A 12307-nucleotide genomic window follows, 5' to 3' on the forward strand; every position below is an offset into this window, starting at 1 on the left:
CTAGCAACAAAAGCGACCCAAAGAACTTTGCCAGCAGAGACGAGAGAAATCATGTTGTCACGGTTTCGGGAACGTTGAGCGAGACGGGAGTAGACGCAGAGCCATCGCATGGAAGACCACCTTGTGCGGCAACGTTGGCAAAGCGCTCCGGGCCGCACAAAATCGCGTGCCAGGAATAATGCGTGCGTTTTTCGACGCCAAAGACAAATTGGCGATGAACCCGGAAAAAATTCCGGCGGATGGCATTGTATGCCTCCTCGCAAAGCTGGCTGCGGAACCGTACCCTGACAAGCACCGGAGATGTTCCGCCCGCAAGTTTCAAATCGCGCACGGGGTCTGATTTGTAGAAATTCATCGGGTCCGTCAGTGCCTGCACATCCACCCAGATCGCGTCGCTATGTACGACGGTCTCGACGCTCTCGCGCAAGCTGCGGGCTGCGGGATGCAGTGCGACTTTAAGGAGGCTGGAACCAACCGTGAGAAGGCCGTAGCGACGCGAACCATCCCGATCGAGGGCGGCATTGAGAATTTGGAGCGCACAGATCGCGCCGAGGCTGTGTGCCGCCACGATAATTTCGGCATTTGGCGGTGCACTGCTGATATGTGCCGCCGCATTGGAGATGACATTCTTCACCTTGGCCATGATTTCGGGACGTCGGCCACGGGCCATGTCGCGAGCGAATGCCCAGTCGTCCATTATGAGCAGAAAGTGCATCTTGCGTGCGGCAAGACAAATCAGGGCGATAAGGAAGAGGAGCGACAGTGCAACCGGAATGATCGTCCCGCCCGCTCCGAGGTTCCGGGCGACCTGGCCAACACCAAAGGAGGCCGCAATGGCGGCCGCGATCAGCACGAGTGGATAAAGGAAAAACAATGCATAGCGCCAGCTGGTTGCAACGAAGCGGAAGAATGTTCCGGTCAGGACAAAGTCGAAAAGTGCGGCGATCCCACTCAAGAGCCGTACGAGCGGGTTTCTTGCCGCGTAGGACATGGTGATATCGCCGAGGCCGTACAAAATAAAGTCAGTCCTGGATGACCAGTCCTTCCCGGAGGAAGACAGGCTGAACTTGCCGGCCGAAACCGCGCCTTCGGCAACCGAAATGGTAAGCGGTGACGTCTCCTCGATCTGAATATCATAGACCGGAGCCGTCTTTCTCGCTTCCCGCACGAAGCGTCTGTGATGAGCCTCTACGGGCATATGTTCAAAGCCCGGCAGGAGCACTACGAGACGATCAGCAACGGACATCTGTCACCTTTTTCACGATCGGGTTCATTCGGGTCAGCCGTCTGCACCATAGTTTGGCATATTGAAATAAGATGACCGACATTAAACAGAAAATCGCCAGGGGCCGCTTTGATCCCTATTTCGGTGCCATGCGGATCGCGCCGTCAAGCCGTATCGTTTCGCCGTTCAGCATGGGATTCTCGATGATGTGGAGCGCAAGCGCCGCGTATTCTTCTGGTTTTCCAAGCCGGGACGGGAAGGGGATAGAGGCGGCCAGAGAGTCCTGAACCTCCTGCGGCATGGCGAGCAGCATGGGTGTACCAAAAATGCCCGGCGCGATTGCCATGACGCGGATTCCGAAGCGCGCAAGCTCGCGTGCGGCAGGCAGGGTAAGGCCGGCGATACCAGCTTTTGAAGAGGCATAGGCAGCCTGACCGATCTGGCCGTCAAAGGCTGCAACCGATGCGGTCGAGATGATCACACCACGCTCGCCAGTGTCCAAAGGTTCGAGCTTCGAAGCCAAATCGCTGACCAGGCGCAACATATTGAACGAGCCAATGAGATTGACCTCGATCACGCGGCGATAAAGTTCGAGGTCGTGCGGGCCGTCACGGCCAACAATACGCCCGGCATTGGCGATGCCGGCGCAATTGACAAGTATGCGCGGCGTGCCAAGTTCTTCTACGACGCGCGAAACAGCTTTTTGGGCATCATCGGCGCTCGACACGTTGCAAGAAAGCGCGAGGCCGCCGATTTCGCCAGCGACTTTCTTTGCCGCTTCAAGATTGATATCGCAAAGCGCAACTTTGGCACCCTTGTCAGCCAATGCCCGTGCGGTCGCGGCACCTAGACCCGACCCGCCGCCTGTTACTATCGCCGTTTGGCCCTGAATGTTCAAAATGCCTCTCCTTTTCGCGCTTTCATGACTTCTCGCACGAGTTTGGGTGCTTATCCAGTCGCAGAACCACTTTTGGCGATGGAAATTCGTCTTATTCGCGGCAATTTCAAGATTGGTCCCGCACCGTATCCCGAAAGTCAGTGGACGAATCTTTGGTGAATTTCACTCTTTTATCCCATCAAAGCGCGACTTTCCCCAGAATCGTCAATTATGCGGCATTGGACGGGTTGACTGCGAATAAATCTGCTTGCATTGCGACATTGCAAAGGCTTCCATGCAAACTTCGTTGCAGGCATGGGGGCCGGCAACACAAAAAAACCTCTGAAGGTGGAAAAGATGAATACCTACAAGAAACTCCTTGCGGCCACGGCGCTCGCAATGCTGACGGGTGGGCTGATGGCAGGTGGAGCCGCAGCCAAGACGCTCGTTTTCTGCTCCGAAGCTGCTCCTGGCGGTTTTGATCCGGCGCTTTATACGGGTGGTGAGACACTCGACGCGACGGGACAAGCCGTCTTCAACAAGCTGGTGGAATTCAAGCCACGCAGTTCCGAAGTCGAACCGGCGCTGGCCGAGAGCTGGTCGATCTCCGACGACGGCCTTGAATATACATTTAAGCTGCGTCCGGGCGTGAAGTTCCAGACGACGAGCTATTTCACGCCAACGCGCGACCTCAACGCCGATGACGTTGTCTTCTCCTTCGAACGTCAGAAGGAAGGCAGCAAGTGGGCGAAGTATGTCGATGGCGCTTCCTACGAATATTTTGAAGGCATGGACTTCCCCAAGCTGGTCAAGTCCGTCCAGAAGGTCGACGACCTGACTGTCAAGATCACGCTGACCAAGCCAAACGCGCCGATGATTGCGAACCTGGCCATGGACTTCTCGTCGATCGTCTCCAAGGAATATGCCGACAAGCTTGAGGCCGATGGCACGCAGCAGAAGTTCAACGAACAGCCGGTTGGTACCGGTCCGTTCCAGTTCGTTGACTATCAGCTCAACACGGCTATCCGCTATGAAGCAAATCCGACGTTCTGGAAAGGCAAGGTCAAGCTCGACAACCTTATCTTCGCGGTAACGCCTGATGCGGCCGTTCGCGTCCAGAAGCTCAAGGCCGGCGAATGCCAGCTGACCATCTACCCGGATCCGGCTGATGTGGAGGGCCTTAAGGCCGACAGCAACCTGACGGTGATCCAGGAAAGCGGCCTCAACGTTTCGACGCTTGCCTACAACACGACCCAGGCTCCTTTCGACAAGCCGGAAGTGCGCAAGGCGCTCAACATGGCTATCGACAAGAAGGCTATCGTTGATGCGGTCTATCTTGGCCAGGGCACCCCTGCGGTCAACCCGATCCCGCCAACGATGTGGTCCTACAACAAGTCGATCAAGGATGACGAATACAATCCTGAAGCGGCAAAGGCAGCCCTTGAAAAGGCTGGCGTCAAGGATCTTTCGATGAAGATCTGGGCGATGCCCGTGGTCCGTCCTTACATGCCGAACGGCCGTCGCACGGCGGAATTGCTACAGTCCGACTTTGCCAAGGTTGGCGTCAAGGTCGAGATCGTCAGCTATGACTGGCAGGAATATCTGAAGCGTGCCTCGGATCCGAAGCATGACGGTGCCGTCATCATTGGCTGGACCGGCGACAATGGCGATCCGGACAACTTCCTCGCAACGTTGCTTTCCTGCCAGGCTGTTGGAAGTTCCAACCGCGCTGCCTGGTGCAACAAGGAGTTCACAGACCTGATCGACAAGGCCGCTGTGGTATCCGACGTTGCCGAACGCACCAAGCTCTACGAAGAAGCCCAGGTTGTGTTCAAGCGCGAAGCTCCGTGGGCAACGCTGGCTCACTCGCTCGTTACGACGGCGATGACCAAGAACGTGACCGGCTATGTTCCGAGTGCGTTTGGCGTGCACAACTTCGAAGCTGTTGATATCACTGAGTAATTCACTCCTCGCGATACCGGCTACGAGCCGGTATCGCATTTTTCTAGGTTGCCATGTTCCGTTATATCGCATCCCGTGTGCTGCTGCTGATCCCAACATTCATTGGCATCAGCTTCATAGCCTTTATTTTCATCCGGCTTCTCCCTGGAGATCCCGTCATCGCTCTTGCCGGTGAACGCGGCATGACTCCGGAACGCCATCAGTTGCTCATGGAGCAATTCGGTTTCAACCGGCCAATCTGGGAACAGTACTTCTCGTTTGTAGCGAACATATTCCACGGCGACTTCGGAACCTCCATCGCCAGCAAACGTCCGGTCATTACCGACTTCCTGACGCTTTTCCCGGCAACACTTGAGCTCAGCATCTGCGCCATGTTATTCGCCGTGATCATCGGCATTCCCGCCGGCATCTTCGCTGCCGTCAAGCGCGGATCAGTCTTCGATCAGCTGAGCATGGGCATTGCGCTGGTCGGCTATTCCATGCCGATCTTCTGGTGGGGAATCCTGTTGATTATCCTGTTCGCAGGCATTCTGCACTGGACCCCGGTTTCGGGCCGTATGGACCTGATCTATTTCTTCAAGCCGACCACCGGTTTCATGCTGATCGACAGCCTGATTTCCGGGCCGAAAGGTGCCTTCAAGTCGGCGTTCTCGCATCTGGTTTTGCCAACCATTGTGCTTGGCACCATTCCGCTCGCCGTGATCGCCCGGCAGACCCGCTCAGCCATGCTTGAAGTCCTGGGCGAGGACTATGTGCGTACCGCGCGGGCAAAGGGTCTCGCGCCCAGACGCGTCATCGGCGTCCATGCGCTGCGCAATGCGATGATTCCTGTCATCACCACGATCGGATTGCAAATGGGCCTGTTGATGGCCGGGGCCATCCTGACGGAGACGATCTTCTCCTGGCCGGGCATCGGCAAATGGATGATCGACGCCATTGCCAAGCGCGATTATGTCGTTGTGCAGGGCGGTCTAATGCTGGTCGCGCTCATCGTCATGACCGTCAATTTGATTGTCGATCTGCTCTATGCGGTCGTCAACCCGCGCATTCGCGTAAAGTGAGGAACAGTGACTAACGAAGTTTCCCCGCCCGTACCAGTTGCCTCTGCCCAGAGTTCGGGCCGAATGGCACGGTTCTCGGAATTCTGGTTTTATTTCAGCGTCAACAAAGGCGCTGTGATTGGCCTTGCCATTCTCGTATTTCTGGTACTGGTCGCCATATTCGCGCCGGTCCTTGCACCGCATGCGCCGTACCAACAATATCGAGAAGCGCTGCTGACGCCGCCGTCGTGGCAGGCGGCCGGCAACCCGATGTTCCCGCTTGGAACAGACGCTGTTGGCCGCGACCTGCTTTCGCGGTTGATATATGGCGCCCGTTTCTCATTGTTCATCGGCCTGATCGTTGTCACGATCTCCATGTTCACCGGTGTTATCCTTGGTGTTCTGGCTGGTTATTTCCGCGGCTGGGTGGATGTGCTGATCATGCGTATCATGGACATCATCCTTGCCTTTCCACCACTGCTGCTGGCATTGGTCCTTGTCGCGATTTTGGGACCTGGCCTCTTCAATGCCATGATCGCCATTGCGCTGGTCTTGCAGCCGCACTTCGCGCGTCTGACCCGTGCCGCGGTGATGAGCGAGAAGAACCGGGAATATGTGATCGCCGCCAAGCTTGCCGGTGCCGGCCACCTTCGTCTGATGTTCAAGACGATCCTGCCCAATTGCCTTGCTCCGCTCATTGTGCAGGGAACGTTGTCGTTCTCCAACGCAATCCTTGAAGCGGCTGCTCTCGGCTTTCTTGGCATGGGTGCACAGCCGCCAACGCCGGAATGGGGTACGATGCTTGCCGAAGCGCGCGAATTCATCCTGCGCGCCTGGTGGGTCGTCACATTCCCCGGTTTGGCAATCCTCATTACTGTCCTTGCGATCAACCTCGTTGGTGACGGCCTGCGTGATGCTCTCGATCCCAAGTTGAAGAGGAGCTGAGATCATGGCGCTGCTTGAAATCAAAAACCTCTCCGTTGGCTTTGATACCAGCACTGGCCAGTTCATGGCCGTGCAGGGAATCGATCTGTCCGTAGATGCTCGCGAGGTCCTGGCGATCGTCGGCGAATCCGGTTCGGGTAAATCGGTGGCCATGCTTGCGGTCATGGGGCTCTTGCCCAAGACGGCGACTGTGACAGCCGACAGCATGACATTCGATGGCCATAACCTCTTGACCATGACGACGAAGCAGCGGCGGGAAATCGTCGGCCGCGACGTCGCCATGATCTTCCAGGAGCCGATGGCGAGCCTCAATCCTTGCTTCACGGTCGGGTTTCAGCTGGAAGAGGTGTTGCGCTTCCACATGAAAATGGATGCGAAAACACGGCGCAAGCGTGCAATCGAATTATTGCAGCAGGTTGGCATCCCGACACCGGACGAGCGGTTGAACTCGTTTCCACATCAGATGTCGGGTGGCCAATGCCAGCGTGTCATGATTGCCATTGCGATTGCCTGCAATCCGAAATTGCTGATTGCCGATGAACCCACCACAGCGCTTGATGTGACCATCCAGAAGCAGATCCTCGATCTTCTCGTCAGCCTGCAAGCGAAATACGGCATGGGCCTGATTATGATCACCCATGACATGGGCGTGGTTGCGGAAACCGCCGATCGCGTCATTGTTCAATACAAGGGCCGCAAGATGGAGGAGGCCGATGTGCTCTCCCTCTTCGAGTCGCCCAAGAGTCCTTATACGCGTGCACTTCTTTCGGCCTTGCCGGAAAACGCAACGGGCGACCGCTTGTCGACTGTTGCGGATTTCATGAAGCACGAGGCCGCCAATACAGGAGTGCCATCATGACCGAAGTTGTTCTTGAGGGGCGCAATATTGTTCGGGACTATCATGTTGGTGGCAGCCTGTTCGGCAAGGCGAAGACCGTTCGTGCGGTCAAGGGTGTCAGCTTCACGCTCGAAAAGGGCAAGACACTTGCGATCGTTGGCGAGAGTGGCTGCGGCAAGTCGACCCTTGGCCGCATTCTGACGCTGATCGATCCACAAACGTCCGGCGAATTGCTGATCGATGGCAAGCCTATCAACATTGCCAAGGATCGTGTGACACCGCAGATGCGCCGGAAAGTGCAGATCATCTTCCAGAATCCGTATGGCTCGCTCAATCCGCGCCAGAAGATCGGCGAAGTGCTGGGCGAACCGCTCCTGCTCAATACCAACAGGACTGCAGCTGAGCGGCGTGATCTAGCCATGCAGATGCTGGTGAAGGTGGGCCTTGGTCCGGAACATTATAATCGCTATCCGCACATGTTCTCCGGCGGTCAGCGCCAGCGTATCGCCATCGCCCGCGCTTTGATGCTGAGCCCGAGCCTGCTTGTGCTGGATGAGCCCGTGTCTGCTCTTGATCTGTCGGTTCAGGCGCAGGTGCTCAATCTGCTGGCCGATCTGCAGGATGAGTTCAACCTGACCTATGTCTTCATCAGCCATGATTTGTCGGTGGTGCGCTACATCGCCGACGAGGTAATGGTAATGTATTACGGCGAAGTGGTCGAATATGGCACGCGCGATGAGGTGTTTTCCGATCCGCAGCACAGCTACACAAAGACGCTGTTCGCGGCGACGCCGAAATCCGATGTCGAAAGCATCAGAGCACGTCTCGCCAAGAAGAAAGCAGCTGCCTGAGGAGGATTGCCGTGAGCGGAAAGCAGCCGATTTCAACCGCACCGAAGGACGGCAGCAAGGTTCAGGTATTCTGGACTGACGAGGACGGGCAGGAGAACGAATCCATTGGACAGTATCGTTCTCTTGACCGCCTGAAGGCCACCGGTGGCCAGTTTGACGAAACCGACGCCGGCTGGTGGATCTTCACGGATTCGAGCACGCAGAAGAAAGTCTCACCGCACTCGTGGCGGCCGGCCACCAAAGCCGGCGATGATGAAGACGAGAGCGAAGACTAGCGCAAGCTAATTTCTCTGATGCTTCAGCAGGCCCCGGACGATGTCGTCTGCGGAAATCATGCCAAGGATCGCGCCTTTGTCGACGATGCCGACATCGCCGCTGTTCTTTGCAACAGCCTGCATGATCTCGCGAACCGGTGTTTCCGGTCGTGCCGTTGCGGCAAAGGGCCGGTCGGCAGCCCGCGACCGATCGAGCGGTACCATGATATCGGCCGCTGTCAGAACGCCGAGCGGATTCATATTGGCAACGAAATCCGCTACATAATCGTTGGCAGGATTAAGCAGAATGTCCTGCGCCGTTCCGCACTGGATGATGCGTCCGCCTTCCATGATGGCAATGCGATTGCCGATCTTCATCGCTTCATCGAGATCATGGCTGACGAAGACGATGGTCTTCTTCAGGCGCTCCTGCAGGCTAAGAAGCTCGTCCTGAAGCCGCGTTCGGATCAGCGGGTCAAGTGCCGAGAACGGCTCATCCATGAGGAGTATCGGCGCGCCCGTCGCGAAAGCGCGTGCGAGGCCAACACGCTGCTGCATGCCGCCGGAGAGTTCCCCGACCTTGCGCTTGGCCCAGTCCTTCAGATTGACAAGTTCCAGTTGCTGTTGAACCGCCTTTGCCCGTTCTTCCTTTGAAACGCCCGACAGCTCAAGGCCAAAGCCGACATTCTCTTCCACTGTGCGCCAGGGCAGAAGGCCGAATTGCTGGAACACCATTGATACGAGGTGCTTGCGCAGGTCACGCAATGTTGCCTTATCGGCCTTGCCGACGTCGATGGAACGCCCGCTATTGTGGACGACTACCGAGCCGCGTGAGATCGGATTGAGCCGGTTGATCGCGCGAAGGAGTGTGGATTTTCCCGAACCGGACAGGCCCATCAGGACGACTATCTCGCCTTCGGCAATGGTGATCGAGCAATTATGCACCCCCAGGACATGGCCGGTTTCGGCCTGGATGTCGGAGCGGGTTTTGCCCTGATCGGCCAAGGCAAGTGAATCGTCAGTCTTCTTGCCGAAGATGATGCAGACATTTTCCAGTGTGATCGCGGTCATTCACCTGGCTCCTTACCGGGACGGAAGATACGGTCAAGCACGATTGCAACGACCACGATGACAAGGCCCGCCTCAAAGCCCAGAGCGGTGTTGACAGAGTTGAGGGCCCGGACGACGGGAACGCCGAGGCCGTCAGCACCGACCAGCGCCGCGATAACCACCATGGAGAGCGACAGCATGATCGTCTGGGTAAGACCCGCCAGTATCTGCGGCATGGCGTAGGGCAGTTCGATTTTCCACAGGAGCTGGCGCGAGGATGCGCCGAAGGCTTCACCGGCTTCGACCAGATGCAATGGGGTTGAAGAGACGCCGAGATGAGTTAGTCGGATAGGCGCGGGAAGGACGAAGATTGCTGTTGCAAGCAGGCCCGGGACCATGCCGATGCCGAAAAAGACAATGGCGGGGATCAGATAGACAAATGTCGGCAATGTCTGCATCAGATCGAGAACTGGCCGGATAGCTGCGTAGAATTTTGGCCGGTGTGCGGCAATGATGCCGATGGGAACGCCGATACCCATGCACAAAATGCAGGAGGACAGAACCAGCGTCAGCGTCTCCATTGTCTCCTGCCAGTAACCCTGGTTCAGGATGAACAGGAAGCCAAGGATGGTCAGCACGGTGACTGCCAACGAGCGCCGCAGCGCGTAGGCGATGGCGGCGAATATCGCGATCATGATCAACGGGTGCGGATATTTCAGCACGAACATCAGCCCGTCGATGAAGCCCTGCATTAGAAACGCCAATCCATCAAAGAACCAGGCGAAATTGTTGGTGAGCCAATCGACGATGGCTTTCGCCGTCCTGCCAACCGGAATCTTGTCTTGCGTTAACCAGTCCAAGCCGAACTATCCCTCTGTCGTTACAACGAATAAGCGGAAAGAGCCGTCCGGCCGGTAGACCGGGCGGCTGATGTTCTTTTTGTCCTCAGTCGATCCCGTTCAGGATCGAACATTATAGTCCGAGCTTCGCCTTGACAGCGGGCAAGCCTTCCTTGCCATCGAAAGTCGTCACGCCGGCGAGCCAGGTGTCGAGGATAGCCGGATTTGCCTTGAGCCACTCCGATGCTGCCTTTGCCCCGTCCTCGCCATCGTCGAGGATCTTGCCCATGATCTCATTTTCCATTTTCAGGTTGAACTTGAGATTGGCCAGAAGCTTGCCAACATTCGGGCACTCAGTGGTGTAACCGGCACGAACATTGGTATGGACGACGGCGCCGCCGAAATCCGGGCCGAACACATCATCGCCACCGGAAAGATAGGCCAGCTTGAAGTTCGTATTCATCGGATGCGGTTCCCAGCCGAGGAACACAATTGGCTTTTTGCTCTTCGTTTGCTTGGCGACTTGCGCCAGCATCCCCTGTTCAGACGATTCGGCCAGCTCGAAACCTTTAAGGCCGAACTGGTCCTTGGAGATCATGCCGAGAATCAGTCGGTTACCATCGTTACCCGGCTCGATGCCGTAAATCTTGCCGCCAAGTTTGTCCTTGAACTTGGCGATATCCTTGAAGTCCTTCAGACCTTCGTCATACAGGTATTGCGGCACAGCGAGGGTATATTTCGCACCGGTCAAATTCGGGCCAAGATCCTCCACGGTCTTGTTTTCAACGTATGGCTTGATGTCTGCGGCCATGGTCGGCATCCAGTTGCCGAGGAATACATCCATGTCCTTCTTGCCAAGCGACGCATAGGTCACCGGGACGGAAAGAACCTTGGTATCGGTCGAATAACCTAGCCCCTTCAACACTTCACTCGTTGCCGCGGTGGTTGCCGTAATATCGGTCCAGCCCACATCGGCGAATCGAACGGCCTTGCAACTCTCAGGTTCGGCAGCGAAAGCGGTGCTCGCCGCCAATGTCAGTGCCAGGGAAACAGTGAATTTAGATAGCACGTTCATCGATAGTTCTCCCTCTCCGGGTTTTTCCCGGTTGTTGATAGGTTGCAAGAACCAAGCACCAAATCGACGGGCATTCAAGCATAGGCGCGCATAATTCCAGTCAAATCGCGACAGTTGTTGAAATTCCGACAAAAGTTGCGGGCAAGGAGCATGGGAGGCTTCATGTGGCGGCTCAATTCTGGTTAAAGCAGATATGGCAAAACTCTATTTCAGTTACTCGGCAATGAATGCAGGGAAATCCACGCTGCTCCTGCAAGCTTCCTATAATTATCAGGAACGTGGCATGCGAACGATGCTGTTCACTGCCGCGCATTATGCCGAAAATGGCGTTGGACGAATCACCTCCCGCCTGGGGGTCTCCTCTGAGGCTGAACTTTATCGCGAAAGCGACATGCTGTTCGAGCGAATCGCGGCTGCTCACGCCGAAAATGTGCTGAGCTGCGTCTTTGTCGATGAGGCACAGTTTCTGACCAAGGATCAGGTCTGGCAATTGGCGCGTGTCGCAGACAGGCTCAATATTCCAGTCATGTGTTACGGTCTGCGCACCGACTTTCAGGGCAAGCTTTTCCCAGGCTCGTGCGAGCTCTTGGCCATCGCAGACACATTGCGTGAAATCCGGACGATCTGCCATTGCGGCGCCAAGGCGACTATGGTCGTCCGGCATGACCCCCAGGGCAAGGCGCTGATCGAAGGTGATCAGGTCGCTATCGAGAAATCGGCCTACGTCTCCCTTTGCCGCAAGCACTGGGAAGAAGAAACCGGACGGATTTCACCGGATGGTGCGCCTACATTGTAAGCAACGCCGCCCCTTGTTGTGTACAAGCGCGAGCCATCTCGTCACCGAGGGAGAAAAAAGAAAATCAGTGCACGCAACCGCCTCAAGGGACCTGTCGTCGACGTGGTCAAGGGCGCAACGACTGCGCATGTTCGCATCGACGTCGGCGGATCGGCGGGACTGCCTCCGTCACAAATGAGGCGGTCGATGAGCTCGGCCTGAAAGTCGGCGATACAGCCTATGGGGTCGTCAAGGCGTCCGACGTGATGGCAGCCATCGACTAACGCATCACCGCATCACGCTTTGTGACAATAGGGTGCGGTGCGAATATCGCTTGTCTCGAAATCTAAAGGTTGCGGTGGTGCGATAGGCTCGAACAGCGTTCTGTCCGGCTTGATATCCAGCAGGGGAGTTCCGTCCAAGCAGTCGAGTCCGCGCACCATGAGGACATTTCCGTCAACCTTCTCAAGCATCACTATCGAGGTACCGATCGGGTTCGGTCTAACAGGTGAGCGCAAGGCAAATGTCCCATGGATATTGCCGTTGCTGGCCGGACTTTGCAAGACAAGATCCCGC

General features: G+C 56.5%; 13 protein-coding genes and 1 pseudogene. 8 read left to right on the forward strand and 6 right to left on the reverse strand.

Translation table 11 applies throughout. The annotated features are described in order from the left end of the window. Positions 1 to 49: 49 nt before the first annotated feature. Positions 50 to 1246, reverse strand: a complete 1197-nt coding sequence (locus AAAC48_RS14880; protein ID WP_340654914.1) for a hypothetical protein — start codon at positions 1244 to 1246, stop codon at positions 50 to 52. A gap of 115 nt (positions 1247 to 1361) precedes the next feature. Further along, a complete protein-coding gene (locus tag AAAC48_RS14885; RefSeq protein ID WP_340654915.1) occupies positions 1362 to 2123 on the reverse strand; it encodes a 3-hydroxyacyl-CoA dehydrogenase in 762 nt (253 codons plus the stop codon). Positions 2124 to 2459: 336 nt separating this feature from the next. On the opposite strand from AAAC48_RS14885, the gene AAAC48_RS14890 reads away from it, so the two are divergent. The 6 genes from AAAC48_RS14890 (at position 2460) to AAAC48_RS14915 (ending at position 8013) form a co-directional block, all read left to right on the forward strand. Continuing rightward, on the forward strand, positions 2460 to 4064 hold the full coding sequence (locus AAAC48_RS14890) for an ABC transporter substrate-binding protein (RefSeq protein ID WP_340654916.1): 1605 nt from the start codon (positions 2460 to 2462) through the stop codon (positions 4062 to 4064). 53 nt (positions 4065 to 4117) lie between these two features. Next, complete coding sequence (locus tag AAAC48_RS14895) at positions 4118 to 5125, forward strand: ABC transporter permease subunit (protein WP_340654917.1); 1008 nt, start codon at positions 4118 to 4120, stop codon at positions 5123 to 5125. Between the two features lie 63 nt (positions 5126 to 5188). After that, positions 5189 to 6049, forward strand: a complete 861-nt coding sequence (locus tag AAAC48_RS14900) for an ABC transporter permease subunit (RefSeq protein ID WP_340654926.1) — start codon at positions 5189 to 5191, stop codon at positions 6047 to 6049. 4 nt (positions 6050 to 6053) lie between these two features. Then, positions 6054 to 6908, forward strand: coding sequence for an ABC transporter ATP-binding protein (locus AAAC48_RS14905; protein WP_340654918.1), 855 nt, complete (start codon positions 6054 to 6056; stop codon positions 6906 to 6908). Continuing rightward, the gene (locus tag AAAC48_RS14910; protein ID WP_340654919.1) at positions 6905 to 7738 is read left to right on the forward strand and encodes a dipeptide ABC transporter ATP-binding protein; all 834 of its coding nucleotides are present in this window, start codon (positions 6905 to 6907) and stop codon (positions 7736 to 7738) included. The genes AAAC48_RS14905 and AAAC48_RS14910 overlap by 4 nt, the downstream gene beginning before the upstream one ends. 11 nt (positions 7739 to 7749) lie before the next feature. After that, the gene (locus tag AAAC48_RS14915; RefSeq protein ID WP_340654920.1) at positions 7750 to 8013 is read left to right on the forward strand and encodes a hypothetical protein; all 264 of its coding nucleotides are present in this window, start codon (positions 7750 to 7752) and stop codon (positions 8011 to 8013) included. A 6-nt stretch (positions 8014 to 8019) separates the two neighbouring features. Here AAAC48_RS14915 and choV read toward each other — a convergent pair whose 3' ends face one another. The 3 genes from choV to AAAC48_RS14930 form a co-directional block, all read right to left on the reverse strand. Further along, positions 8020 to 9063, reverse strand: coding sequence for a choline ABC transporter ATP-binding protein (choV, locus tag AAAC48_RS14920; protein WP_340654921.1), 1044 nt, complete (start codon positions 9061 to 9063; stop codon positions 8020 to 8022). Next, positions 9060 to 9902 (reverse strand): choline ABC transporter permease subunit, encoded by an 843-nt coding sequence (gene choW / locus AAAC48_RS14925; protein ID WP_340654922.1) that lies wholly within the window; start codon positions 9900 to 9902, stop codon positions 9060 to 9062. Before choW ends, choV begins: the two co-directional genes overlap by 4 nt. 112 nt (positions 9903 to 10014) lie before the next feature. Continuing rightward, complete coding sequence (locus tag AAAC48_RS14930) at positions 10015 to 10956, reverse strand: choline ABC transporter substrate-binding protein (protein WP_340654923.1); 942 nt, start codon at positions 10954 to 10956, stop codon at positions 10015 to 10017. A gap of 193 nt (positions 10957 to 11149) precedes the next feature. Between AAAC48_RS14930 and AAAC48_RS14935 the strand changes: the two genes are divergently transcribed. Further along, a complete protein-coding gene (locus AAAC48_RS14935; RefSeq protein ID WP_340654924.1) occupies positions 11150 to 11752 on the forward strand; it encodes a thymidine kinase in 603 nt (200 codons plus the stop codon). An 18-nt stretch (positions 11753 to 11770) separates the two neighbouring features. After that, a pseudogene (locus AAAC48_RS14940) lies at positions 11771 to 12015 on the forward strand (TOBE domain-containing protein). Positions 12016 to 12027: 12 nt separating this feature from the next. On the opposite strand, the gene AAAC48_RS14945 reads toward AAAC48_RS14940, so the two are convergent. Continuing rightward, a partial coding sequence (locus AAAC48_RS14945) for a TrmO family methyltransferase (protein WP_340654925.1) occupies positions 12028 to 12307 on the reverse strand: 280 nt, incomplete at its 5' end.

The organism is Phyllobacterium sp. (assembly GCF_037994405.1).
Classification (GTDB): Bacteria; Pseudomonadota; Alphaproteobacteria; order Rhizobiales; family Rhizobiaceae; genus Phyllobacterium.